This is a genomic window from Streptomyces sp. NPDC045701, from assembly GCF_056432045.1.
Map to the genome: position 1 here is coordinate 33,920 of NZ_JBWKJV010000035.1, position 25,149 is coordinate 59,068.

21 protein-coding genes and 1 pseudogene are annotated in these 25,149 nt (G+C 73.6%); 9 read left to right on the forward strand and 13 right to left on the reverse strand.

What is annotated here, in order from left to right; translation table 11 throughout:
• The first annotated feature begins 48 nt into the window (after window positions 1-48).
• From AC07DW_RS26860 to AC07DW_RS26880, 5 genes are read left to right on the forward strand one after another with little or no spacing between them, the layout of a single operon-like run.
• Window positions 49-1,869: an ABC transporter substrate-binding protein gene (locus AC07DW_RS26860; RefSeq protein WP_478860264.1), complete on the forward strand. Its 1,821-nt coding sequence runs from the start codon at window positions 49-51 to the stop codon at window positions 1,867-1,869.
• A 3-nt stretch (window positions 1,870-1,872) separates the two neighbouring features.
• Window positions 1,873-2,901, forward strand: coding sequence for an ABC transporter permease (locus AC07DW_RS26865; protein ID WP_478860265.1), 1,029 nt, complete (start codon window positions 1,873-1,875; stop codon window positions 2,899-2,901).
• Window positions 2,898-3,782, forward strand: coding sequence for an ABC transporter permease (locus AC07DW_RS26870; RefSeq protein WP_478860266.1), 885 nt, complete (start codon window positions 2,898-2,900; stop codon window positions 3,780-3,782). Before AC07DW_RS26865 ends, AC07DW_RS26870 begins: the two co-directional genes overlap by 4 nt.
• Entirely contained in the window at window positions 3,779-4,738 is a 960-nt protein-coding gene (locus tag AC07DW_RS26875) for an ABC transporter ATP-binding protein (protein ID WP_478860267.1), read from the forward strand. Before AC07DW_RS26870 ends, AC07DW_RS26875 begins: the two co-directional genes overlap by 4 nt.
• Window positions 4,735-5,703, forward strand: coding sequence for an ABC transporter ATP-binding protein (locus AC07DW_RS26880; RefSeq protein ID WP_478860268.1), 969 nt, complete (start codon window positions 4,735-4,737; stop codon window positions 5,701-5,703). The genes AC07DW_RS26875 and AC07DW_RS26880 overlap by 4 nt, the downstream gene beginning before the upstream one ends.
• Before the next feature lie 78 nt (window positions 5,704-5,781).
• On the opposite strand, the gene AC07DW_RS26885 is transcribed toward AC07DW_RS26880, so the two are convergent.
• The 9 genes from AC07DW_RS26885 to rimP form a co-directional block, all read right to left on the reverse strand.
• Complete coding sequence (locus AC07DW_RS26885; RefSeq protein ID WP_478860269.1) at window positions 5,782-6,726, reverse strand: bifunctional riboflavin kinase/FAD synthetase; 945 nt, start codon at window positions 6,724-6,726, stop codon at window positions 5,782-5,784.
• A gap of 42 nt (window positions 6,727-6,768) precedes the next feature.
• The gene (locus AC07DW_RS26890; protein ID WP_478860270.1) at window positions 6,769-10,389 is read right to left on the reverse strand and encodes a trypsin-like peptidase domain-containing protein; all 3,621 of its coding nucleotides are present in this window, start codon (window positions 10,387-10,389) and stop codon (window positions 6,769-6,771) included.
• A gap of 226 nt (window positions 10,390-10,615) precedes the next feature.
• On the reverse strand, window positions 10,616-11,515 hold the full coding sequence (truB, locus tag AC07DW_RS26895) for a tRNA pseudouridine(55) synthase TruB (RefSeq protein WP_478860271.1): 900 nt from the start codon (window positions 11,513-11,515) through the stop codon (window positions 10,616-10,618).
• Window positions 11,512-11,958, reverse strand: coding sequence for a 30S ribosome-binding factor RbfA (gene rbfA, locus AC07DW_RS26900; RefSeq protein WP_344366662.1), 447 nt, complete (start codon window positions 11,956-11,958; stop codon window positions 11,512-11,514). Before rbfA ends, truB begins: the two co-directional genes overlap by 4 nt.
• A gap of 51 nt (window positions 11,959-12,009) precedes the next feature.
• A complete protein-coding gene (locus AC07DW_RS26905) occupies window positions 12,010-12,303 on the reverse strand; it encodes a DUF503 domain-containing protein (RefSeq protein WP_344366664.1) in 294 nt (97 codons plus the stop codon).
• Window positions 12,304-12,442: 139 nt separating this feature from the next.
• On the reverse strand, window positions 12,443-15,520 hold the full coding sequence (infB, locus tag AC07DW_RS26910; protein ID WP_478860272.1) for a translation initiation factor IF-2: 3,078 nt from the start codon (window positions 15,518-15,520) through the stop codon (window positions 12,443-12,445).
• A 149-nt stretch (window positions 15,521-15,669) separates the two neighbouring features.
• Window positions 15,670-15,948, reverse strand: coding sequence for a YlxR family protein (locus AC07DW_RS26915; protein WP_478860273.1), 279 nt, complete (start codon window positions 15,946-15,948; stop codon window positions 15,670-15,672).
• Between the two features lie 130 nt (window positions 15,949-16,078).
• Complete coding sequence (gene nusA, locus AC07DW_RS26920) at window positions 16,079-17,083, reverse strand: transcription termination factor NusA (protein ID WP_478860274.1); 1,005 nt, start codon at window positions 17,081-17,083, stop codon at window positions 16,079-16,081.
• Window positions 17,084-17,085: 2 nt separating this feature from the next.
• The gene (gene rimP / locus AC07DW_RS26925; protein WP_478860275.1) at window positions 17,086-17,583 is read right to left on the reverse strand and encodes a ribosome maturation factor RimP; all 498 of its coding nucleotides are present in this window, start codon (window positions 17,581-17,583) and stop codon (window positions 17,086-17,088) included.
• A gap of 164 nt (window positions 17,584-17,747) precedes the next feature.
• Here rimP and AC07DW_RS26930 point away from each other — a divergent pair, with 164 nt between their 5' ends.
• From AC07DW_RS26930 to AC07DW_RS26945, 4 genes are all read left to right on the forward strand, one after another.
• Window positions 17,748-18,353, forward strand: a complete 606-nt coding sequence (locus AC07DW_RS26930) for a hypothetical protein (protein WP_478860276.1) — start codon at window positions 17,748-17,750, stop codon at window positions 18,351-18,353.
• Window positions 18,350-18,778, forward strand: a complete 429-nt coding sequence (locus AC07DW_RS26935; protein ID WP_478860277.1) for a ferritin-like domain-containing protein — start codon at window positions 18,350-18,352, stop codon at window positions 18,776-18,778. Before AC07DW_RS26930 ends, AC07DW_RS26935 begins: the two co-directional genes overlap by 4 nt.
• A gap of 123 nt (window positions 18,779-18,901) precedes the next feature.
• The gene (locus tag AC07DW_RS26940) at window positions 18,902-19,837 is read left to right on the forward strand and encodes an aminoglycoside phosphotransferase family protein (protein ID WP_478860278.1); all 936 of its coding nucleotides are present in this window, start codon (window positions 18,902-18,904) and stop codon (window positions 19,835-19,837) included.
• Between the two features lie 76 nt (window positions 19,838-19,913).
• The gene (locus AC07DW_RS26945) at window positions 19,914-20,834 is read left to right on the forward strand and encodes a slipin family protein (RefSeq protein WP_478860279.1); all 921 of its coding nucleotides are present in this window, start codon (window positions 19,914-19,916) and stop codon (window positions 20,832-20,834) included.
• A gap of 61 nt (window positions 20,835-20,895) precedes the next feature.
• Here the strand turns inward: AC07DW_RS26945 and AC07DW_RS26950 are convergent, their stop codons facing one another.
• The 4 genes and pseudogenes from AC07DW_RS26950 to AC07DW_RS26965 all read right to left on the reverse strand — a co-directional run.
• On the reverse strand, window positions 20,896-22,590 hold the full coding sequence (locus tag AC07DW_RS26950; RefSeq protein WP_478860280.1) for a proline--tRNA ligase: 1,695 nt from the start codon (window positions 22,588-22,590) through the stop codon (window positions 20,896-20,898).
• Window positions 22,591-22,658: 68 nt separating this feature from the next.
• Window positions 22,659-23,216, reverse strand: a complete 558-nt coding sequence (locus AC07DW_RS26955) for a GNAT family N-acetyltransferase (protein ID WP_478860281.1) — start codon at window positions 23,214-23,216, stop codon at window positions 22,659-22,661.
• A 32-nt stretch (window positions 23,217-23,248) separates the two neighbouring features.
• On the reverse strand, window positions 23,249-24,094 hold the full coding sequence (locus AC07DW_RS26960; RefSeq protein WP_478860282.1) for a GNAT family N-acetyltransferase: 846 nt from the start codon (window positions 24,092-24,094) through the stop codon (window positions 23,249-23,251).
• Between the two features lie 635 nt (window positions 24,095-24,729).
• A pseudogene (locus AC07DW_RS26965) lies at window positions 24,730-25,149 on the reverse strand (flavodoxin-dependent (E)-4-hydroxy-3-methylbut-2-enyl-diphosphate synthase); the annotation flags it as partial.

The following is a 25,149-nucleotide window of genomic DNA, read 5'->3' on the forward strand; positions in this document are numbered from 1 at the left end:
CCTTCGCTTCACCAGCTGGCGCCCCAAGATCGACGCGAGGTCAACCTCATGGTCACCACGGCTCCACACCGCTCCCTCCGTCTGCTCCTCGCCTCAGCCGTCGCCGTCACCCCACTCGCCCTCGGCCCCGCGGCACGGGCGGCCGGCGAGGCGGACGAGGGCGACGGCAGGACCGTCCTCACGGTCGCCGTCTCGCAGAGCGTGGACTCCCTGAGCCCCTTCCTCGCCCAGCGGCTGGTCTCCACCAGCATCCACCGGCTCACCTACGAGTACCTGACCAACTACGACGCCAAGGACGCGCACGTCATCCCCGGTCTCGCCACCGCGTGGAAGTCGTCGCCGGACAAGCTGACGTGGACGTACACGATCCGCTCCGACTCCACCTGGTCGGACGGCAAGCGGGCCACCGCCGAGGACGCCGCCTGGACCTTCACCAGGATGATGACGGACGAGAACGCCGCGACCGCCAACGGCAGCTTCACCGCCAACTTCGCGAAGGTCACCGCGCCCGACCCGCGGACACTGGTCATCAGGCTCAAGAAACCACAGGCCACCATGACGGCGCTCGACGTCCCGATCGTGCCCAAACACATCTGGGAGAAGGTCGGCGACTTCTCGAAGTTCAACAACGACAAGCAGTTCCCGATCGTCGGCAACGGCCCGTTCGTCGTCACCGACTACAAGGTCGACCAGTACGTGAAGCTCAAGCCGAACAAGACGTTCTGGCGCGGGGCGCCCAAGTTCGACGAGCTGGTGCTGCGCTACTACAAGGACGGTGACGCGGCGGTCGCCGCCCTGCGCAAGGGCGAGGTGTCCTTCGTGGCGAACCTCACGCCCGCCCAGGCCGCCGCCCTGAAGTCGGCCGGGGACATCAAGGTGAACGACGCGCCCGGGCGCCGGTTCTTCGCCCTCGCGACCAACCCAGGCGCACGCGCGAAGGACGGCAGGAAGTTCGGCAGCGGCCACCCCGCGCTGCTCGACCCCGCGGTCCGCAAGGCGCTGTTCCACGCCGTCGACCGCAGGACGATCGTGGACAGGGTCTTCCAGGGCCACGCCGTGGAGGGTGAGGGCTACATCCCGCCGCGCTTCGGCACGTACTTCTGGAAACCGACGGCCGCCCAGAGGATCGGCCACGACCCCGCCAAGGCGGAACAGCTCCTCGACCGGGCCGGATACCGCAAGAACGGCAGCGGCAAGCGCGTCGGCAGGGACGGCAGGCCGCTGGACTTCCGGATCCTGTGCCACGCCACCGACCCCAACGACAAGGCGGTCGGCAAGTACCTCCAGGAGTGGTGGGGCGAGCTCGGCATAGGACTGAAGGTCGACTGCCTCGACAACGTCTCCGACCCCTGGGAGAAGGGCGACTACGACCTCGCCTTCGACGGCTGGTCGGTCAACCCCGACCCCGACTTCGTTCTCTCCATCCACACCTGCGCCGCGCTCCCCGCCACCCCCAAGGACACCGGGGCCACCGACAACTTCATCTGCGACAAGCGGTACGACGAGCTGTACGCCAAGCAGGCGGTCGAGTACGACACCGCCGAACGGGCCAAGCTGGTCAAGCAGTTGCAGTCGCGGCTGTACGACACGGGATACATGAACGTCATGGCGTACCCCAACGCGGTCGAGGCCTACCGCACGGACCACATCAAGTCCATCACGACGATGCCCTCCGGCGGCGGCAACATCTACGGCCAGGACGGCTACTGGAGCTGGTGGTCGGCACAGCCGGCCGCGGCGAGCGGTGACGAGGACGCCGGCTCCGCCACGGGCGTGTGGCTGGTGCTCGGCCCGGTCGCGGCGGTCATCCTCGCGGTGGGCGTCTGGGCCGCGGTGCGCCGCCGCTCCACCGCGGACGACCGCGAGTAGCCGATGACGACGGTCAGTTCGCCCGCCGACGTGGCGCGGCGCCCGGACACGACGACGAGCGCCTATCCGCGCTACCTGGCGGGCAAGCTGGGCGGCGCGGCCGTCTCCCTCCTCGCCGTGCTCGTCACCAGCTTCTTCCTCTTCCGCATCCTCCCCGGCGACCCGGTCAAGGCCATGACGCACGGCGTACCGACGTCCGCCGAACAGATGGCCACGTTGCGGCGGCAGTTCGGGCTCGACCTGCCGCTGTGGCAGCAGTTCACGGACTACTGCGCCAAGGCACTGACCGGCGACCTCGGCATGTCGTACCAGTTCCGCGCCCCGGTCGGTGAGCTGATCGCGGACAAGGTGCCCGCGACCCTCCTCCTCACCGGTGTCGCCGTCGTCCTCTACTCGACGATCGGTCTGTGGCTCGGCACCCGTTCCGCGTGGCGCCACGGCGGCCTCGGCGACAGGCTGAACACGGGTGTCGCCCTCACCCTGTGGTCGGTGCCGTCGTTCTGGCTGGGACTGCTGCTCATCATCGTCTTCTCGGTGGGCGTCGGCCCGGTCCCCGGCCTGTTCCCGACCGGCGGCATGGAGTCGGGGGACGAGACGGGCGTCGCGTACGTCCTGGATGTCGCCCACCACATGGTGCTGCCCGTCCTCACGCTGGTCGCCGTCGGGTACGCGCAGACGCTGCTGGTGATGCGCGCCTCGCTGCTCGACGAGATGGGCGGCGACTACCTGACGACCGCGCGGGCGAAGGGCCTCCGTGACGACCTGGTGCGTCGCAGGCACGCCGTACCCAACGCGCTGCTGCCGACCGTCACCATGGTCTTCATCAACCTGGGGCACGTGGCCGCCGGGTCGATCCTCGTCGAGACGGTGTTCTCGTGGCCGGGCCTCGGCGGGCTGTTCTACCAGGCGCTGTCCGTACCCGATCTGCCGCTCGTGCAGGGCCTGTTCGTGGTTTTCGCTGGCGCGATGATCCTGATGAACCTCCTCGCCGACCTGCTGTACCCGATGCTCGACCCCCGGGTGGGCCGATGACTTCCCTGACGTGGACCAGGCGACGCGCGTCGGTGGCACGCTTCTGGCGCCAGTACCGGCGGCAGCGGGCCGGGACGTACGGGCTCGGCGCCCTCGCCCTGATCGCGCTCGTCGCGCTCGCGGCTCCGCTGCTCGTCGGCGGTGACGTGCTGAGCGTGACCGACGCGCCCGGTGCGGCGCTGGAGGCGCCGAGCGGTGAATTCCCGCTGGGTACCGACCAGTTCGGACGGTCACTGCTCGGGCTGCTGCTGTGGGGTGCCCGTGTCTCGCTCGTGGTGGGGCTGCTCGCGGCGGCGCTGTCCGTCGCCATCGGCACCCTGATCGGCATCCTCGCCGGGCACTACGGCGGCTGGTTCGCCACTCTCGCCATGCGGGTCACCGACTGGTTCCTGGTGATGCCGTCGCTGGTGCTGGCGATCGTGCTGGCCACGGTGATGTCGCGGAGCGTGTGGACGGTGATCCTCGCCATCGGTATCACCAGCTGGCCCACCACCGCCCGCCTGGTCCGCGCCCAGACGATCGCGGTGGAGTCCCGCCCGTACATCGAACGCGCCACGGCGCTCGGCGGCGGCCACGGGCACGTCATGAGCCGCCACGTGCTGCCCAACGTCATGCCGCTGGTGCTGTCGCAGACCACGCTGTGCATCTCCACCGCGATCCTCACCGAGGCGACGCTGGCCTTCCTCGGCCTGGGCGACCCGACGGTCGTCTCCTGGGGCGGCATGCTCCAGGACGCGCGGGAGGCGGGTGCGGTCTCGTCCGGGCACTGGTGGTACCTGACGCCGCCCGGGATCGCCATCGCGGTCGTCGCCCTCGCGTTCACGCTGTGCGGGCGGGCGATCGAGTCGGTACTCAACCCCAAGCTGGGAGCGGGCCGTTGAGTCTCCTCACGATAAGGGACCTGCGCGTCACCTACGGAACCGGCACCGCCGCCGTACGCGGTGTCGACCTGACCGTCGCGGCGGGTCGGAAGCTGGGCATCGCGGGCGAGTCGGGATGCGGCAAATCCACGCTGGCGCTCGCGCTGCTGCGGCTGCTGCCACCCTCCGCCCGGCTGGACGGCGAGATCCTGCTGGACGGCGAGGACGTCCTGACCATGAAGTGGGGGCGGCTGCGGGCCGTACGGTGGGCGGGCGCGTCGATCGTCTTCCAGGGCGCGATGCACTCGCTCAACGCCGTGCACCGGATCGGCGACCAGATCGCCGAACCGCTGCTCGTCCACCGCCGGGCCACCCCGGGCGCGGCCCGCGAACGGGTCGGCACCCTGCTGGAACAGGTGGGGCTGCCGGCCGCCCGGGCCTCCGCCTACCCCCACGAGCTGTCCGGCGGGCAGCGGCAGCGCGTGATGATCGCCATGGCGCTGGCGTGCGACCCGCGGCTGATCGTGGCCGACGAGCCGACCACCGCGCTCGACGTGATGATCCAGGCGCAGGTGCTGCGGCTGCTGGATCGCCTGGTCACCGAGCAGGACATCGCCCTCGTCATGATCAGCCACGACCTGGCGGTCCTGGCCGACACCTGCGACCGGCTGGCGGTGATGTACGCGGGACGGGTCGTCGAGGAGGGCCCGGCGCGGAACGTGTACGACGCGGCCCGCCACCCTTACGGCCGGGCGCTGTCCGCCGCCTTCCCGCGCATCGGCGACCCGGCGACCCGGCTCGCCCCGCGCGGCCTGCCCGGCGACCCGCCCGACCCGGCCGCGCTGCCGTCGGGCTGTACGTTCCACCCGCGCTGCCCGGTCGCGCTGGACACGTGCGCGACCCACGACCCGCCCCTCGCCCCGGCGGCACCGGGGCACCGCGCGGCCTGCGTCCTGACGACCTGGAGCCCCGCATGAACCCCCTGCTCACCGCCTCCGGCCTGCACGTCGTCTTCCCGGGCCGACGCGGCGGCCCCTCCGCCCGCGCCGTGGACGGGGTCCACCTGGAGATCGACGCCGGCGAGATCGTCGCGCTCGTCGGCGAGTCGGGCTGCGGCAAGACGACCCTGGCACGGTCGCTGCTGGGCCTGGTCCGCCCCACGTCCGGGTCGGTCGGCTTCGCCGGGTCGCCCCTCTCGTACACCTCACGCGACCTGAAGGCCTACCGGCGGCGCGTGCAGCTGGTGCTCCAGGACCCGAGCGGCTCGCTCAACCCCCGGCACACGGTGTACGACGCGGTCGCCGAGGGCCTGCGCATCCACCGGTACGCCGGTGACGAGCGCGCCGCCGTCGCCTCCGCCCTCTCCCGCGCCGGGCTGCGCCCCCCGGAGCGGTTCTTCCTGCGCTACCCGCACGAGCTGTCGGGCGGCCAGCGCCAGCGCGTGGTGATCGCCGGGGCGCTGGTCCTCGAACCGGAACTCATCGTCGCGGACGAGCCGGTGGCGTCCCTGGACGCGTCGGTACGCGGCGAGATCCTCGCCCTCCTGCTGCGCCTCCGCGACGAGCTGGGCCTCTCCGCGCTGGTGGTCACGCACGACCTGGGCCTGGCGTGGAACATCGCCGACCGGGTGGCGGTGATGTACCTGGGCCGCATCGTCGAGACGGGCACGGTGGAGGAGGTCCTCTCGGCGCCGCGCCACCCCTACACGCGGGCGCTGCTCTCGGTGCTGCCGGAATCCGGTGCGGAGCCGGTGGTCCTCGCGGGCGAGCCCCCGGACCCCTCCCGCATCCCGGCGGGGTGCCGCTTCCACGCGCGGTGCCAGGTCCTGGCCTCCGGGGAGGCGGACCGCGCCGGCCTGGCGGACGCCTGCCGCACGGTCCCGCTCCCGGTGCTGGACGGGCGCGGCCGGGCGGCGGCGTGCCACTGGGCGAACCGCACCTGACGGGTGCCCGCACCGGCATCGGGCGCGGGCGGCCGGCGCGGGGCAGGCACCGGGTCCAGGGCGCCGCCCCGAGCGCGCCTACCGGCCGGAGGTGAGCTCGCGGCAGCGCTGCACGTCCGCGCCGATCGCCTCCAGCAGCGCTTCGATGGAGGCGAACTTCTCCTGGCCCCGTACGTACGCCAGGAAGTCGACCGCCACGTGCAGCCCGTAAAGGTCGAGGCCGATCCGGTCGATCGCGTACGCCTCGACCGTCCGCTCCGTGCCGTCGAACTGCGGGTTGGTGCCGACGGAGATCGCGGCCGGCATCCGCTCCCCCGCCGCCGTGAGCCAGCCGGCGTAGACGCCGTCCGCCGGGATGGCCGTGTGCGGCAGGGTCTCGACGTTCGCCGTCGGGTAGCCGAGCTCACGGCCGCGCTGGGCGCCGCGCACGACGACACCCTCGACGCGGTGCGGGCGCCCCAGGATCTCGGCGGCGCCCTCGACGTCCCCCTCGGCGACCAGGCGCCGTGTCAGGGTGGAGGAGAACGGCTCGCCGCCGCCGGCCTCGCCGCGCACGTACAGGTCGACGACCTCGACCTCGTAGTCGTACGTCGCGCCCGTCTCCCGCAGGAACCGCACGTTCCCGGCCGCCTTGTGGCCGAAGCGGAAGTTCGGGCCCTCGATGACGGCGCGCGCGTGCAGCTTGTCGACGAGGACCTTCACGATGAAGTCGGCCGGCGACAGTTGCGAGAACTCGGCGGTGAACGGCAGCACGAGCACCGCGTCGACGCCCAGCTCGGCCATCAGCTCGGCGCGCCGGTGGTGCGGGGCGAGCAGCGGCGGGTGGCTGCCCGGCCGGACGACCTCGGAGGGGTGCGGGTCGAAGGTGACGACGACCGACGGGACGCCGAGTTCGCGCGCCCGCTCCACCGCCCGGCCGATGATCAGCTGGTGCCCGCGGTGCACCCCGTCGTAGGAGCCGATGGTGACGACGCTGCGCCCCCAGTCCTGGGGGATGTCCTCCAAGCCACGCCAGCGCTGCACTGTGACCGCTCCTCGCCCGAACCCGTGTACGTCATTGACCGATTACGCAGGTCTAAGACTGCCATGCCCACGGCTTCCGGCCCGCATCGGCATCGGATGGACCGGACCGGGCCGGGTGCCGCCCCGCTCGGCGCACAGCTCCGCGGCCGGCTCCCCGTCCCACTCCACGGTCGACTCCACCGCCGGCTCCGCGGCCACCTCCACTGTCGACTCCAGGACCGGCTCCAGGACCGGCTCCCCCGCCGGCTCGACGGCGGACTCGGCGCCCGGCCCGGCGGCCAGGTTCTCGACGGTCCGCCGGGTGCTGGGGCCGACGACGAACGCCCAGTCCGCCGGTGCCAGCCGCAGCCACCCGGCGACCAGGTCCGCGAAACCCGGCACCTCCCGGGCGAGCTCCACGAGGCGCCGGTCGAAGCAGGTGGCGCCCTCCGGGGTGCGGACGAACAGCAGTCCGGCGCGGTGGACCAGCTCACGGGTGCGTGCCCCGGGCCGCCGGCCGGCCCCCAGGGCGGCGGCCCGCAGCAGGGCGTCGAGCACGGCGAGGTCGCGGCGCTCGTGCCGCCCGTGCTCCAGGAGCACGTCGAGGAGTTCCTCCCGCAGCGGGCGGGACGCGCGCGTGCCCGGTGCCGCGAGGACGGGGGCCAGGGCGCTGCGGACCTCCGCGGGGCTGCCCCGCAGCAGTTCGCCGACCAGCGGGAAGAGCACGGCACGGGCGGCCGGGCCCTGCTCCAGGCGCCGGTCGACGTACGCGGCGGCGTGGGCGGCGCCACCGGGGTGGCGGTGGACGTAGGCGCGGACCAGCTCGGCGGCGCGGCGGGCGAGCGCGGGCGTGCGGACCCGGGCGAGCTCCGCCAGTACGGCGCCGGCGTCCGGGCCGCCGTCGAGGAGCCGGGCCCGCAGCGCGGCGACGACCGGCTCGGGGTGGGTGCGCAGGGCCTCGGCCACCGCGCCCGGCGGCACCCCGGGGTCGCCGGCGCGGAAGGCGGCCAGGGCCTCGCGGAGGTACCGGGGCCTGCTGTGCGGGTCGCGTACGAGGATGCCGAGCGCCGCTCCGCGCAGCGCCCGGCCGTCGGGGCGGGCGAGGAGCGCGAGGGCGGCGTACCGCAGGTGTTCGCGGTCGGCGTCGGCGGTGACCCGGGCGGCGAGCAGCCGGCCGTACACGGCGGCGGCCGTGCGCCGGCCGGGCCGGGTGTCGTCGTGCGCCCACCGGTCGACGGCCCGGCACAGCGCGGCCGGCTCGTCCTCGGCGAGGGCGGCGAGCAGCTCGTCGGCGCACGGGTGCGCGGTGGTGACGAGCGCCTCGCACAGGTCGTCGACGGCCAGGTCGCGGTGGGCGTGCAGCAGGGCCTGCGCGGCGCCGGCGACGGTGGGCCGCGTCAAGGCGCCGGGCCGGGCGGGCAGCGGCCGCTCGTCGGTGAACCAGCGGCACAGCAGGGGCTGCACGCCCCGGGGGTCGGCCGTCAGTCGTACGGCGACGGCGTCCAGGAAGCGCGGCGCGTCCCCGGTGCCGGGAGCGCCGTCGGCGGGGACGAGGCGCCGCAGCAGGTCGACGCGGTCGTCCTCGCCGATCCGGAGCCGCTCCCAGAACCAGGGGCCGAACTCGTCGGACGACCCGGCAGTGTCCGGGGCGGCGGCGAGGCGTTCCGCGAGCAGCCGCAGCACGCCCAGGTAGGACCGTACGTCCGGCACCCGGAGCAGGGTCTCGCCGAGCAGCCGGGCTCCCCACCAGGCGGCTTCCGCGCCGGCGGGCCGGTCCAGCGCGTCGGCCAGGGCCTCCAGTCGCCGGGCCAGGGCGGCCGGTCCCCGGGCGCGGTCCATGAGCAGCAGCGCCTGGATGACCGGGCCGATCCGGTGGCGGGGTACGGGCAGGTCCGCCGGGGTGCCTCCGAGAACCAGCGCGTCGAGCGCCGCGTCCAGGTCCAGGTGTGCGCCCTGGATCCAGTCGCCGACCTCCTCGTGGGCGAACCGGTAGCCGGCGCCCGCCGGGACGAGCAGGCCCTCCGTCAGGACGGCGGCGGCCCAGCCGGTGGACCAGGGGAACAGCTCCTCGAACGCCTCCCGGTCCAGTTGCCCCTGCCCGGGGCCCAGGCAGCGCCGTGCCGCCTCGTGGACGCGCCCCGCCACCCGGGCGGCGAGCCGCCGTACCGCGGTGCCGCGCGGGGCGGGCCGGGACGCGGCGGCGATCCGGCCGGCGACGCGCAGGCACATCAGGTCGAGGTGGGCGGCGAGGACCTCGCGCCGGCCGGGCCGCCCCGCCACGTCCCCGGGGACGGCGTCCCGCACCTCGGCGAGGAGCCGCAGGGCCAGGGGGTGCCGGGCGTCGTCCACCGCGAGGGCGTCATCGGGCAGCCCGTACCGTACGCGCGCCCGTGCCGCCTCGTCTCCGGACAGGTCCCCGACGCGCAGGGCGTCCGGCAGCCGCCACGCGGGCCGCACGGGCCGGTGGAGCGTCCCGGCGGGGTGGAGAGCGCCCGCCTGTTCCCAGTACTCGGGCCGGCAGGCGACGACGAGCCGGGCGCCTTGGGCGCGGAGCCAGCCCACGGTTTCGGCGGTCCAGGCGGTGAGCCGGTGGACGAGGACGGGCGGCATCTCCTCGGGGGCGTCCAGGACGACCAGCAGGGGCCGTCCGAGGTCACGGGCGAGCCGGGCCACCCGCGCGGGCGTGGCGGCGGCCGGGTCGCCGGGCTCGCCCGAGCAGGCCACGACGCGGGCGGCCTGCCGCAGTGCCCGCGCGGCGGCGTCGGCCAGGGAGGTGTCGTCCGCGTGCAGGTCGGCGCCGCGCAGCCAGAGTGTGGGGGCGGGCGCGCCGCCGCGCGCGCGGCGGGCGGCGAGGGCGCGCAGTTCGGTGGTCCGGCCGCTGCCCGGGTCGCCGACGAGGGCGAACACCGCGGCGTCCGAGGCGGTGAACGCGTCGAGCTCCCGGGCGACGGCACGCCGTTCCTCCACCGCGCCGGTCCCCGTGCCGGGGCCGCCGGGGGCGACGGTCGTGGCGGCGAGGTGGAGCGCGCCGGCGAGGTTGAGGTCGTCGCCGTACGCGGGGACGGTGGCGGCGTTGCGCCGCAGCAGGGCGGCCAGCGGGCCGTCGGGCGCCGCGGCGGCGATCCGCGCGAGCGGCACGGCGAGCCCGGCCGCCCGGTGCCCGGCGTGCAGGGCGGTACCGAGCACGCCCAGCACGGCGCCGGTCGAGGCGTCGAGGACAGGGCCGCCCGCGGCCTCGCCGCCCAGCCGGAGCGCCTCGCGGCCCTCCGTCCCGATGGCGAGCTCCAGCACGTCACCGAGCGGGTGGAACCGGTCGGAGGCGGTGTAGGTGACCCGGGCGGTGCCGAGCACCCGCGCCTCGCGCCAGCCGCGCGCGGCGATCCGTACGTACGTCCCGGCCTCGACGCGCTGCCGGGCCGCGACGGGCAGCGGGGCCACTCCCAGCCCCTCGGTGCGCACGAGTGCCAGGTCGGCCCCGGGCAGCGGGGTGATGGCGTCGCCCTCCGCGACCCAGGCGCGCCCGTCCTCCGCGCCGGGTGCGCGCACCACGACCCGTACGAGTCCGTCCACCGCTTCGTGGCTGGTCAGGACCGTGCCCTCGTCGTCGGCGACGAAGCCGACCCCGCGGGTCCGGCCCGCCGGATCACAGATCCGCACCAGCGTCGCCCGTTTCCCGCGTTCCATGGTCCGACGGTAGGGCGGTGTTGATCACCGGGAGAAGGAGCTGATGGGAAAGCGCCCCCGAGTGCTCCCGCCGTTCACTCCGAGCGCCTGGCCAACCGGGTGAATTCGGACCGTCGGACGGATAGACCGTCGGAGAGGGGGATCGTGGAGCGGGCCGCCGGCGCCGGGACGCCCGCAGCCCGCTCCACGGTGGGCCGTTGCGCCCTCACGGGGCGGGCCGGGCGGGTCAGCCGAAGACCGCGAGGCTCTTCGCCTTGCCGTTCTTCTCCTCCACCAGCGCCAGGAACCGGCCCTCCGGGCCGAAGACGGCCACCGGGGCGCTGTCGTACGCCGGCATGTCCAGCCGTACGCCGTTCAGCAGCAGCTTCGTCCGCCGCTCGTCCACGTCCCAGCGGGGGAACGCGGCGGCCGCGGCGTCGGCGATCGGCATGACGGCGATGTCCTCCTGGAGCTGGTCCAGGGTGCGGGCCGCGTCCAGTTTGTACGGGCCGACGCGGGTGCGCCGCAGGGCCGTCAGGTGGCCGCCGACGCCGAGCCCGGCGCCCAGGTCGCGGGCGAGGGCGCGGATGTACGTGCCGGAGGAGCAGACCACCGAGACGACCAGGTCCACGACGGGCGTGCCGTCCTCCGCGACGGCGTCGCGCATGTCGTACACCTGGAAGGACGACACGGTCACCGGGCGGGCCGGGATGTCGAACTCCTCGCCGCCCCGCACGCGCGCGTACGACCGTTTGCCGTCGATCTTGATGGCGCTGACCTTGGACGGCACCTGCATGATGGCGCCGGTCAGCTTGGCGACCTCGCCGTCGACGGCTTCACGGGTGACCCCGGAGGCGTCGGTGGACGAGGTGATCTCGCCCTCCGCGTCGTCGGTGACGGTGTCCTGCCCGAGCCGGACGGTGCCCAGGTACTCCTTCTCGGTCAGCGCGAGGTGACCGAGGAGCTTGGTGGCCTTCTCGACGCCGAGGACCAGCACGCCGGTCGCCATCGGGTCGAGCGTCCCCGCGTGTCCGACGCGGCGGGTCCTGGCGATCCCGCGCATCTTGGCGACGACGTCGTGCGAGGTGAAGCCCGACGGCTTGTCGACGATGACCAGGCCGTCGGGAGTCTTGGTGTGCTGTGTCATGCGGAGGCGTCGTCCTCGTCCTCGTCCTCCGGCTTGCGGTACGGGTCGGCCTCGCCGGCGTACGTCTTGCCGGTCGACACCTCACGCACCTCCTCGTCCTTGGCCCGCGCCTTGTGGAGGAGGTCCTCGATGGTGCGGGCGTTGTCCGGCAGGGCGTCCGGGACGAAGGTCAGGCTCGGCGTGAAGCGGACACCGGTCTGCCGGCCCACCTCGGAGCGCAGGACGCCCTTGGCGGACTCCAGCGCCGCCGCGGACGCCGCCCGCTCCTCCTCGTCGCCGTAGACCGTGTAGAAGACCGTGGCCTCCCGCAGGTCACCGGTGACACGGGCGTCCGTGATGGTCACGAAACCCAGTCGCGGATCCTTGATACGCCGGTCCAGGGTCTCCGCGACCACGACCTGGATGCGATCGGCCAGCTTGCGGGCCCGCGCGTTGTCGGCCACCGGTCCTTCTCCTCTTTCGTCCTACGTTCGTCGTACCGCAGTGCGGCACGTTCAGTCTTCATCGGTGTGCATGCGCCGTCGTACCGACAGCAGCTCCACCTCGGGCCGGCCCGCGACCATGCGTTCGCACCGGTCCAGCACGTCCGTCAGGTGTCCGACGTCCCCGGACACCACCGCGAGGCCGATCTGGGCCCTGCGGTGGAGGTTCTGGGAGCCGGTCTCCGCCACGCTCACCGCGAACTTGCGTTGCAGCTCCGCGATGATCGGGCGGACGACGGAGCGCTTCTCCTTCAGCGACCGTACGTCGCCGAGGAGCAGGTCGAAGGACAGAGTCCCCACATACATGTGTGCCCGGATGTCCCGCCGGTTCGGGTTCAGTGCCCCGCCAACCGCTTGGCAGGGACACCAAGAACCGTACACGGAACGGCCGGGGCCGATCGACGGAAATACTTCCGCCGACCGGCCCCGGCTGCCGCGGCTGGGATCAGCCGCGCGGCTTCTCGCGCATCTCGTACGTCGCGATGACGTCGTCGACCTTGATGTCGTTGAAGTTTCCGAGGTTGATACCACCCTCGAAGCCCTCGCGGATCTCGGTGACGTCGTCCTTGAAGCGACGCAGACCCTCGATGTTGAGGTTCTCCGCGATGACCTTGCCGTCGCGGATGAGGCGCGCCTTGGTGTTGCGTCGCACCTCGCCGGAGCGGATGAGGACACCGGCGATGTTGCCCAGCTTGGACGAGCGGAAGACCTCGCGGATCTCCGCCGTACCGAGCTCGACCTCTTCGTACTCCGGCTTGAGCATGCCCTTGAGGGCCGCCTCGATCTCCTCGATGGCCTGGTAGATCACCGAGTAGTACCGGACGTCGACGCCTTCGCGCTCCGCCATCTGCGCGGCACGGCCGGCCGCGCGGACGTTGAAGCCGATGACGATGGCGTCGGAGCCCATCGCCAGGTCGATGTCCGACTCCGTGACCGCACCGACACCGCGGTGCAGGACCCGGATGTCGACCTCTTCGCCGACGTCCAGCTGGAGCAGCGACGATTCGAGCGCCTCGACGGAACCGGAAGCGTCACCCTTGATGATGAGGTTGAGCTGCTGGATCTCGCCGGCCTTGAGCACCTTGTCCAGGTCCTCGAGGGAGACGCGGCGCACGCGCTTGGCGAACGCGGCGTTGCGCTCACGGGCGGCACGCTTCTCGGCGATCTGACGGGCCGTACGGTCCTCGTCGACCACCAGGAAGTTGTCGCCGGCGCCCGGGACGTTGGTGAGACCGAGGACGAGGACCGGGGTCGAGGGACCCGCCTCTTCCACGTTCTCGCCCTTGTCGTCGAGCATGGCGCGGACCCGGCCGTAGGCGTCGCCCGCGACCATCGTGTCGCCGACCCGCAGCGTGCCTCGCTGGACCAGGACGGTCGCGACGGCGCCGCGGCCCTTGTCCAGGTGGGCCTCGATGGCGATGCCCTGCGCGTCCTGCTCCGGGTTGGCCCGCAGGTCGAGCGAGGCGTCGGCCGTGAGGATCACGGCCTCCAGCAGCGAGTCGATGTGCAGACCCTGCTTGGCGGAGATGTCGACGAACATGGTGTCGCCGCCGTACTCCTCGGCCACCAGGCCGTACTCGGTCAGCTGACCGCGCACCTTGACCGGGTCGGCACCCTCGACGTCGATCTTGTTGACCGCGACCACGATCGGCACGTCGGCCGCCTTGGCGTGGTTCAGCGCCTCGATCGTCTGGGGCATCACACCGTCATTGGCCGCGACCACGAGGATCGCGATGTCGGTGGACTTCGCACCACGGGCACGCATGGCGGTGAACGCCTCGTGACCCGGGGTGTCGATGAAGGTGATCTTGCGGTCCTCGCCGTTGACCTCGGTGGCGACCTGGTACGCACCGATGTGCTGCGTGATGCCGCCGGCCTCGCCCGCGACGACGTTCGTCTTGCGGATCGCGTCCAGCAGTCGGGTCTTGCCGTGGTCGACGTGACCCATGACGGTCACGACCGGCGGACGGGACACGAGGTACTCCTCGCCGCCCTCGTCCTCGCCCCACTCGAGGTCGAAGGACTCGAGCAGCTCGCGGTCCTCCTCCTCGGGGCTGACGATCTGAACCTGGTAGTTCATCTCGTCGCCGAGCAGCTGCAGCGTCTCGTCGGAGACGGACTGCGTGGCGGTGACCATCTCGCCGAGGTTCATCATGACCGCGACGAGCGACGCCGGGTTGGCGTTGATCTTCTCCGCGAAGTCGGTGAGGGACGCACCACGCGACAGGCGAACGGTCTCGCCGTTGCCGCGGGGCAGCATCACGCCGCCGACCGACGGGGCCTGCATGGCCTCGTACTCCTGGCGCCTCTGCCGCTTCGACTTGCGGCCACGACGCGCCGGGCCGCCGGGACGGCCGAAGGCGCCCTGCGTGCCACCACGGCCACCGGGACCGCCGGGACGGCCACCGAAGCCGGGACGGCCGCCGAAGCCGCCGCCACCGCCACCGGGACCACCGGGACGACCGCCGCCACCGCCGCCGCCGGGACGGCCGGCGAAGCCGCCGCCACCGCCACCGGGGCCGGCCGGGCGACCGGCGAAACCGCCGCCGGGACGACCGGCGCCACCGGGACGGCCCGCGCCACCACCGGGACCGCGGCCACCGCCGCCGGGGCCACCGCCGGGGCGGGGACCGGCAGCCGGACGCTGCGGCATCATGCCCGGGTTCGGGCGGTTACCGGCGGGGCCGCCACCCGGGCGCGGAGCCTGGGGACGCGGCATGCCACCCGGAGTCGGGCGGGGACCACCGGGGCCGGCCTGCGGACGGGGACCGCCCTGACCGGCGCCCTGCGGACGCGGACCGCCCGGGGCACCGGGGCCACCGGGACGCGGGGCACCGCCCGGACGGGGCGCCTGCGGGCGCGCCATGCCGGTGGAGCCACCAGAGGTGAACGGGTTGTTGCCCGGACGCGGACCCGCGGGACGCGGGGCACCCGGACGGGGGGCCTGACGCTCGCCACCGGGACGCGCGGCGCCACCGGGGCGGCCGCCGCGCTCGCCGCCCTGACCGCGCTCGCCCTGCGGGCGGCCGGCGGGACGGGGACCGGGGGTGGCACCGGGCCGGGGACCGGCGGCCGGGGCCGACGGGGGCGCGGTGAACTCCGGGTTCGCCGGAGCCGGCGAGGCGGGCGCCGGCTTGGGCGCCGCCGCGGGCTTCGGGCCGGGACGCGGGCCGGAGGCCGGCGTGGCCGGCTTCTCCGCCACCGCGGGCTTCTCGGCCGCCGCGGGCCTCGGCGCGGGAGCGCCGGGCTTCGGGGCGGCGGGACGTGCCGCCTGCGCCGGGGAGGGCGCGGGGGCGGCGGGCTTGGCAGGCGCGGCCTTGCGGGGCGCGCCGGGCTTCGCTGCGGACTTGCCGGCGTTGCCGCCGGGCCCCTGCAGCGCGTCGGTCAGCTTGCGTACAACCGGCGCTTCGATGGTCGAAGACGCCGAACGGACGAATTCACCGAGTTCCTGGAGCTTGGCCATGACGACCTTGCTCTCCACACCGAACTCCTTGGCGAGTTCGTATACCCGGACCTTAGCCACATCGCTCCTTTTAGGTCCGGGTTACCGCCGGACCGTCGCTACTTCATGGGCGTACTCATCGCGTACTCATCGAGTGCTCATCGCAATCTCGACCTACTTCCAACTCGCGAGGTACCTGACCGCACGGTGTTTCCGTGCCGTGCTTCTTCTTACGGTGCCGACCGCTCGACGTACCGGCGGACGTCCGCGGCGTCGAGCGGCCCCTGGACCCTGAGGGCCCTGGAGAACGCCCGGCGGCGGACCGCCAGGTCGAGACAGACCGAGGCGGGATGCACATAAGCACCCCGGCCGGGCAGCGTACCGCGTGGATCGGGGGCGCACTCGCCCTTGATCAACACGATGCGCAGCAGATCGCGCTTGGCCGCTCGCTCCCGGCATCCCACACAGGTTCGCTCAGGGCAGGATCGGGCGTGCGTCCGGCCAGACACGGCTAAGTCTACCTCCCCGCACCGACCTCACCCCTTTGGGGCAAAAATCGAACGGTTGTTGTCGTGATCTCGCCACCGCACAACGTGACGACGGTGGTTTCTATTCCCCGGGCGGGCCGGGGAACACACGTCAGTCCTGGTCCGCTCCGGGCTGCTGCTGCTCGGTGTCCGGACGGATGTCGATGCGCCAGCCGGTCAGACGGGCGGCCAGACGGGCGTTCTGCCCCTCCTTGCCGATCGCCAGCGACAGCTGGTAGTCCGGCACGGTCACCCGGGCGGACCTGGCGCCGAGGTCGACGACCTCGACCTTGGAGACCCGGGCCGGGGACAGCGCGTTCGCCACCATCTCGGCCGGGTCGTCCGACCAGTCCACGATGTCGATCTTCTCACCGAGCAGTTCGGCCATCACGTTGCGCACCCGGCTGCCCATCGGGCCGATGCAGGCACCCTTGGCGTTCAGACCCGAACGGGTGGACCGGACCGCGATCTTGGTGCGGTGACCGGCCTCACGGGCGATCGCCGCGATCTCGACGGACCCGTCCGCGATCTCCGGGACCTCCAGCGCGAACAGCTTCTTCACCAGGTTGGGGTGCGTGCGCGAGAGGGTCACCGACGGACCGCGCACCCCCTTGGCCACGCGGACGACGTACGTGCGCAGGCGCAGCCCGTGCGTGTACTCCTCGCCGGGCACCTGCTCCTGCACCGGCAGGATGGCTTCCAGCTTGTCGTCCAGCCGCACCAGGACGTTCTTGGGGTCCTTGCCCTGCTGCACCATGCCGGCGACGATGTCGCCCTCACGGCGGGCGTACTCGCCGAAGGTGACGTCGTTCTCGGCGTCCCGCAGACGCTGCTGGATGACCTGACGGGCGGTGCTCGCCGCGATCCGGCCGAAGTCCGACGGCGTGTCGTCGAACTCCTTGGGCTCCTGCCCCTCCTCCAGGTCGGCCGGGTCCTCCTTCGCCCACACCGTCACATGACCGGTCTGCCGGTCCAGCACGACACGGGCGTGACGGCGGGCTCCCTCGGTGCGGTGGTAGGCGATGAGGAGGGCCGACTCGATGGCCTCGACCAACAGGTCGAAGGCAATCTCCTTCTCCTGTGCCAAGCCCCTCAGGAGCTTCACGTCGATGTCCACGGCTACGCCTCCTCTTCCTTCTTGTCCTTGCGGTTGAACTCGATCTCCACGCGCGCCTTCACGATGTCCGGGAACGCGACACGCCGGGCGGTGGGCTTGCGCCCCTTCACGCCCGGCACCTCGAGATCGAGGCCCTCGTCGTCCACGGAGAGGATGCGGGCCACCAGCTCGCCCTCCTCGCGCAGCTGGAGCTTCACCAGGCGGCCGGTGGCGCGTACGTAGTGGCGGTGCTCGGTCAGCGGGCGGTCCGCGCCCGGTGAGCCGACTTCGAGGACGTACTCCTCGTCGCCCATCGCGTCCGTCTCGTCGAGCTTGTCGGAGATGGCGCGGCTCAGCTCGGCGCAGGCGTCGAGTTCCACGCCCTCGTCCGAGTCGACGATGATCCTCAGCATCCGCCGCCGGCCCGCCCGGGACACCTCGATCTCCTCGAGGTCCAGGTCCTGCGCGCTGACCAGCGGTTCCAGCAGCCCGCGCAGCCTTTCGCTCTGGGTGGTGCTCATCCGGGTGACTCCTCGGCCGCGTGTGCTGTTGTGGGATCGTCGCGTGTCAGATCAAAGGGTATCCGGTCGCGAGGGGTGTTGCCGTCCACCTCGTGACGAGCCGCAGGTACGCTCGCCTGCGGTGATCTTCGGGACCGCTGGTCCGGCTGTTGAGGGAGTGACGCGTGAGGCGTACGGGAACGACACGCAGACGCGCGCTCATCGCGACCGGCGCGGTGGCGGCGGCCGGCGTGCTCGGCGCGTGCACGGCGGACGGCCCGGGCGGCTCGGCGTCCACCCCGACGGCCGAGGAGGCCGCGCGGACGGAGGCGGCGCTGCGGCGCCGGTCGGCCGCGACGAGTGCGACGCTGCTGGCCCGGTACGACGAGGTCCTCTCCGTGCACCCCACGCTGGCCGCCCGGCTGACCCCGTTGCGCGCGGCGGTGGCGGCCCACGTCGCCGCCCTCGCGCCCCCGGGCGCCTCCCCCGCCCCGAGCGGCGCGGCCACCCCGGGCGCACCCACCGCGCCGGACGCCCCGGCACGGGCGGCTGCCCCGGGCACCTCGACGGCCCCGGCGGCATCGGGTGCTCCGGCGGCTCCCGTGGGCACCGTGCCCGCCGATCCCCGTGTCGCGCTCGCCGAGCTGGCCGCCGCCGCGCGCCGGACCGCCGACGCGCACGCCGCCGCCCTGCTCACCGCCCCGCCCGAGTACGCCCGGCTGCTGGCGTCCGTCGCCGCCGCGGCCGCCGCGCACGGGTACCTGCTGACCAGTGAAGGGACCCCGTCATGAGCGAGGCCGCCCTGGAGGCCGCCCAGGCGGCGCTGGCCGCCGAGCACGCGGCCGTGTACGGGTACGGGGTCGTCGGCGGCCGGATCGGCGACGCACGGGCCGCGGAGGCGACCGCCGCGTACGCCGCGCACCGGGCCCGGCGGGACGCGCTGGCGCGCGCCGTGCGGGACCTTGGCGGCAGGCCCGCCGCGTCCGCCGCCGCGTACGCGCTGCCGTTCCCGGTGCCGGACGCGGCGGCGGCCGTCCGGCTGGCCTCGGAACTGGAGGACCGGGTGGCGGGCGTCTACTCCGACCTCGTACGGGCCGCCGAGGGGCAGTTGCGCCGCGAGGCGGCGAGCGCGCTGCGGGAGGCGGCGGTCCGGGCCGTGCGCTGGCGGGGCAGCGGCGTAGCCTTTCCTGGGCTCGCCGAGCGACCGGGCGGCTGAGCGGAGCCGCAGGACCGACGGCGGCACCCGCCCGCGGCGGTGGCGCGCGGGGGAACGCGCGCGAAGGACCGAACGCGAGCACAAGGACCGAGAGCCCCGGCTTCGAGAGGGAACGACGCACGCATGGGTTTTGAACCGCCGCAGCGACTGGTGCGGGCCCTCGGCGAGACGTACGGGGACGCGGCCGCGGCCGACTGGCTCGCCCGGCTTCCGGAGCTCGCCCGGCGGGCGGTCGGCGCGCGGCACCTGGACGTCGAACGGGTGGTCGCCCCGGGCGGCCGCAGCAGCCTCGTCGCCCTGGTGCGCCTGCCGGACGGCACGGCGGGCGCGCTGAAGGTAGCGCCGCCGTTCGCCGCGCCGGACCTGGAGCGGGCGGCGCTGGCCCACTGGAACGGCTGGGGGACGGTGCAGCTGCTGGACGCGGCGGGCGCGGAGGCGGCCGGGGCGGGCGGAGGCACGGACGCGGCGGGGGCTGGGTTGCTGCTGGAGCGGCTGCACACGGAGGTGAGCCTGCGGTCCCTGCCCGAGGCGAAGGCGCTGCTGGAGGCGGCCGGCATCGTACGGCGGCTGTGGGTGGCTCCGCCGGAGGCCCACGGCTTCGAGTCGGTCGCCGGGCGGACCGCGCGGCAGGCGGAGGCGATGCGGGCGGTGAAGGACGCCGAGGCGGCCGCGCTGGTGTCCGCCGCCCTGGAGGCCCGGGACGCGCTGGTGGCGGACGCCACCGAGGAGCTGCTGCTGCACGGGAACTTCCGGCAGGGCAAGGTGCTCGCCGGTGACCGGGCGCCCTGGCTGGCGGTCGGCCCGGAGCCCCTCGTGGGCGAGCGGGCGTACGACCTGGCGCGGCTGGTCCGCGACCGGGTCGAGGACCTCGTGGCGGCGGCCTCCGGCCCCACGTCGGGGCGCCGCCGGGTGAACAAGCTGGCCGACTCCCTGGACGTGGACCGCGAGCGGCTGCGCGGCTGGACGCTGTTCCGGGCCGTGGAGTCGGGGACGCGGGCCCTGGCGGTGGGGCGGCGGCAGGACGGGGAGCTGCTGCTGGAGTTCGCCGGCTGGCTCTAGAACTCCCCGAATGGCCCCATAGGTGCGATATTGGCATAAAGCACCCGTACCACCCCGCTCGGACGGGAGGGCCGTCATGGTCGTGGAAGTGCTGGCAGCGGTGGCGGCCACGGGTTCGGCCGCCGTGGTGTACGTGGCGGCCGCCGCCCGGGTCGTGAAGCAGTACGAGAAGGGCGTGGTGCTGCGCTTCGGGCGGCTCCGCAGCGGCGTCCGGGGCCCCGGGTTCACCATGGTGGTCCCGTTCATCGACCGCCTGCACAAGGTCAACATGCAGATCGTGACCATGCCGGTGCCCGCCCAGGACGGCATCACCCGCGACAACGTCACGGTCAGGGTCGACGCGGTGATCTACTTCAAGGTCGTCGACGCGGCGGCGGCGATCATCCGGGTCGAGGACTACCGGTTCGCGGTCTCGCAGATCGCCCAGACGTCCCTGCGCTCGATCATCGGCAAGAGCGACCTGGACGACCTGCTCTCCAACCGGGAGAAGCTCAACCAGGGGCTGGAGCTGATGATCGACAACCCGGCCGTCGAGTGGGGTGTGACCATCGACCGGGTCGAGATCAAGGACGTCTCGCTGCCGGAGACGATGAAGCGATCGATGGCCCGCCAGGCCGAGGCCGACCGTGAGCGGCGGGCCCGGGTCATCAACGCGGACGCCGAACTCCAGGCGTCGAAGAAGCTGGCCGAGGCGGCGGGCGTGATGTCGGAGACCCCCTCCGCGCTCCAGCTGCGGCTGCTCCAGACCATCGTCGCGGTCGCCGCCGAGAAGAACTCCACGCTGGTGCTGCCGTTCCCGGTGGAGCTGCTGCGCTTCCTGGAGCGGGCCGGCCAGAACCAGCCCCCGGCGGACCCCCGGCCCGCCGCCACCCCGCACCCCGCCTCCCTGCACGTCCACGACCCGCACCTGCACGAGCCGCTGGACGCGGTACCCGAACCGGCGCCGGCGCCCCAGGTGGTGCGGGACGACGACGCCGGTACGGCGGGCTGCATCTGAGCGCGCGCAGCGCCCGGACGCGCCCGCACGGGCGCGCGGAGGCGCTTCGGCACTGGGGGTGTCAGGCGCTGAGGCGGGCGATCGCCTCGTCGACCGTCAGCTCCTCGCGCTCACCGGTGCGGCGGTCCTTGAGCTCCAGGACGCCCTCGGCCGAGCGGCGGCCGGCGACGAGGATCTTCGGTACGCCGATGAGCTCGGCGTCCGTGAACTTCACACCCGGCGACACCCCGGCCCGGTCGTCGACCAGCACCCGCAGGCCGGCCACCTTCAGCTTCTCCGACACGTCCAGCGCCAGCTCGGTCTGGAGCGCCTTGCCGGCCGCGACGACGTGGACGTCGGCCGGGGCGATCTCGCGGGGCCAGCACAGGCCCTGCTCGTCGGCGTGCTGCTCGGCCAGGGCCGCGACCGCGCGGGAGACGCCGATGCCGTACGAGCCCATCGTGACGCGGACCGGCTTGCCGTTCTGGCCCAGGACGTCGAGCTGGAAGGCGTCGGCGTACTTGCGGCCGAGCTGGAAGATGTGGCCGATCTCGATGGCGCGGTCGATCTTGAGGTCGGAGCCGCAGTTCGGGCAGGGGTCGCCCTCCTCCACCACCACGACGTCCAGGTACTGCTCGACCTCGAAGTCACGGCCGGCGACGACGTTCTTCGCGTGCGTGCCGGGCTTGTTGGCGCCGGTGATCCAGGCCGTGCCGGGCGAGACGCGCGGGTCGGCGATGTACCGGACCTTGTCGAGGCCCTGCGGGCCGACGTAACCGCGCACGAGGTCGTCGCGGCCCTCGAAGTCCTCGGCGGTGACCAGCTCGACGGTGGCCGGGGCCAGGTGGTCCTCCAGCTTGCCGAGGTCCACCTCGCGGTCGCCGGGCACACCGACGGCGACGATCTCGCCGTCCACCTTGACCAGCAGGTTCTTCAGCGTGTGGGAGGCCGGCACGCCCAGGTGCGCCGCCAGCGTCTCGATGGTCGGCGTGTCCGGGGTGTCCAGCTCCTCGACCGGGCCGTGCCCGGTCGGGTCCTCCGGCTGCTGCTTGAACGTGACGGCCTCCGTGTTGGCGGCGTAGTCACAGTTCGGGCAGTAGACGAAGGTGTCCTCGCCCGCGGCGGCCGGGGCCAGGAACTCCTCGGAGGCCGAGCCGCCCATGGCGCCCGACACCGCGGAGACGATCTTGTGCCGCAGGCCGAGACGGTCGAAGATCCTGATGTACGCCTGGCGGTGCAGCGCGTACGACTCGGCCAGGCCCTCGTCCGTGGTGTCGAAGGAGTACGAGTCCTTCATCTGGAACTCGCGGCCGCGCAGGATGCCGGACCGGGGACGCGCCTCGTCGCGGTACTTCGTCTGGATCTGGTAGAGGATCACCGGCAGGTCCTTGTAGGACGTGCACTGGTCCTTGACCAGCTGAGTGAAGATCTCCTCGTGGGTCGGGCCGAGGAGGTAGTCGGCGCCCTTGCGGTCCTTGAGGCGGAACAGCTCGGCGCCGTACTCCTCCCAGCGGCCCGTCGCCTCGTACGGCTCCTTGGGCAGCAGCGCCGGCAGCAGCACCTCCTGCGCGCCGATCGCGTCCATCTCCTCGCGCACCACGCGGGAGACGTTCTCCAGGACCTTCCTGCCCAGCGGCAGCCAGGACCAGATGCCCGCGGCGTTGCGGCGGACGTAACCGGCGCGGACGAGCAGCTTGTGGCTGAGCGTCTCGGCGTCCGCCGGGTCGTCGCGCAGTGTCTTGACCATCAACCGGGACATGCGCTGGACCTGGGCCATGGGGAACTCTCCTGCGGTGAAAAGTGTGATGGCTAGGAGGTTAGCCGCGGGGCGGGTGCTGGCGGAAATCAGTTCCGCCCCGGGGACTCCTCCCGGCGCCGCAACGGCAGCGGCGCGCCCATCACCGCGTACGGCTTCGCGGCGCTCGGGAAGTGGACCCGGCGGGCCAGGTCGGTGTACCCGAGGGAGCGGTAGAGGAACCGGGCCGGGTTCTCCACGTCGATGGCGGACAGGATGGAGCGTGGCTGCTCGGCGGCGTCCGTGATGGTGGTGATCAGCCCGCGCCCGAGACCCAGGCCCTGGAAATCGGGGTGGACGTGGAGCTCGGTGATGACGAAGGAGTCGTCCAGCCAGGCGGCGTTGCCCTCGCGGACCAGGTACGGCTGGACGACCGTCGACCACCAGTGCGTGCGGTCGTTGGGCATCCCGTACACGAAGCCCACCAGCCGCCCCGCCGGGGTCGTCGCGCCGTAGGCGCGGGCGCCCGGGCTCCGGAGGTGGCGCAGCACGATGTGGCGACGTACCGCGACCTCGTCCTCGGACAGCCCGAAGGCGACGGCCTGTACGGCGAGGGCGGCGTCCACGCGTGCGGCGAGGTCGACCGGCCCGATCACGACGTCATCCATGCGACCGAACCTTACAAGTGGCTCCGAGCGGGTCAGAAGAGCACGCTCATGAAGGTGCCGACCTCCTCGAAGCCGACGCGGCGGTACGCGGCCCTGGCGGGGAGGTTGTAGTCGTTGACGTACAGCGAGACGACCGGTGCGATGTCGTCGAGGGCGTAGCGCAGCACGGCGGCCATCCCCGTCTCGGACAGGCCGCGGCCCCGGTACTCGGGGGCGACCCAGACGCCCTGGATCTGGCAGGCCTGGGAGGTGGCCGCGCCGATCTCCGCCTTGAAGACGACCTTGCCGTCCTCGACGCGGGCGAACGAGCGGCCGGTGCCGACGAGCTCGGCGACCCGGGCCTGGTAGAGCAGACCGCCGTCACCGGCCATCGGCGAGATGCCGACCTCCTCGGTGAACATCGCCACGCACGCCGGCATGATCACGTCCATCTCGTCCTTGCGCATCCGGCGGACGAGCGGGTCCGGTTCGACGTCCGGGGACGGCCGGTCGGCGACCATCAGCGGCTGGCGGGCGCGGACGTCCCGGGCCGGGCCCCAGCTCGGTTCGAGGAGCCGCCACAGCTGGGCGGTGGGCTCCGCCGGGCCGACGATCGACGAGCAGCGCCGGCCGGCCCGGCGGGCGCGGTCGGCGAAGGCGCGGACGGCTTCCGGCGTGGCGCAGATCGGGACGAGGTTGGCGCCGGAGTAGCAGAGCGAGCGCAGTCGCCCGTCCGCGTACCAGCCCCACATCTCGCCGCCGAGGCGCCACGGATCGAGCCCCGCGACCTGCACGCGGGAGGTGACGAACGCGTTGGCGACGGGCTCGCTCTCGAGAACGGCGAGCGCGGCGCCGAGGTCGCTGGGCTCGAGGACCCGGGTGGTGGTCTGCGTCAACACGAGGGGGCCTCACCATGCGTTCCATACGGGTCCTGGCACTGTACCCGGCGCCACGGGGGCAACGGCAGGACCCGGCCCCCGCCTCCCCGCCCCCCGGGGCGGCGCCCCGCCTGCGGCGAGGGGCGCTCCGGCCGGGACGGCTCCCCGCTGCGCGGGCGGTGCCCGCGGAGGGCGGTTCCGCCGCCGTTGCGGGCGCGCCCCGACGCCCGCGCCACACCGCCGCGGTGCGGCGCTCCTGCTGTGGCGGTTCCGTGCTGCGCGGGCGGCCCCCGCCGTTGTGGGCAGTCGTCCCGCAGGGCGGGACGGGTGGGCACGACGGGAGCGGGGCGGGTCCCCCGTCCCCCGGCGCCCCGTGACACGGGGCCCTGGCAGCGGGTGCCACCGGTGGGTGGGAGGCGGGGGCCCTCCGGGCTCGTCTGCTCGGGGCGGGCGGCCCTGGGCCCCGGCGAGGGAGCCGTCACAACGCCGCGAACCCCTGCGGGGACGCCCCTGCGCGGCCCCACCCCGGCCACGGATGCCGACCGCGGGACGGGCGGGAAGGGCGCGGGCCGGGCGGGCCCGCCCCACCCCGGCCCGGATGCCGGGTGCAGGTGGTGGGTGGAGGGCGCGGGCCGGGCGGGGCGTGGCGGCTGCGGTCAGCTGACGGTGACGGCGGGTTCCCCGGACATCACGCCGTCCTTCTCCATCTGCTCGGCGATCTTCATCGCCTCCTCGATCAGCGTCTCCACGATCTTCGACTCCGGCACCGTCTTGATCACCTCGCCCTTCACGAAGATCTGACCCTTGCCGTTGCCCGACGCCACACCCAGATCCGCCTCACGCGCCTCACCCGGACCGTTCACCACACAGCCCATGACCGCGACACGCAGCGGAACCTCCATACCCTCCAGACCCGCACTCACCTGATCCGCCAGCTTGTAGACGTCCACCTGCGCCCGGCCGCACGACGGACACGAGACGATCTCCAGCCGGCGCTGACGCAGGTTCAGCGACTCCAGGATCTGGATGCCGACCTTGACCTCCTCCGCCGGAGGCGCCGACAGCGAGACCCGGAT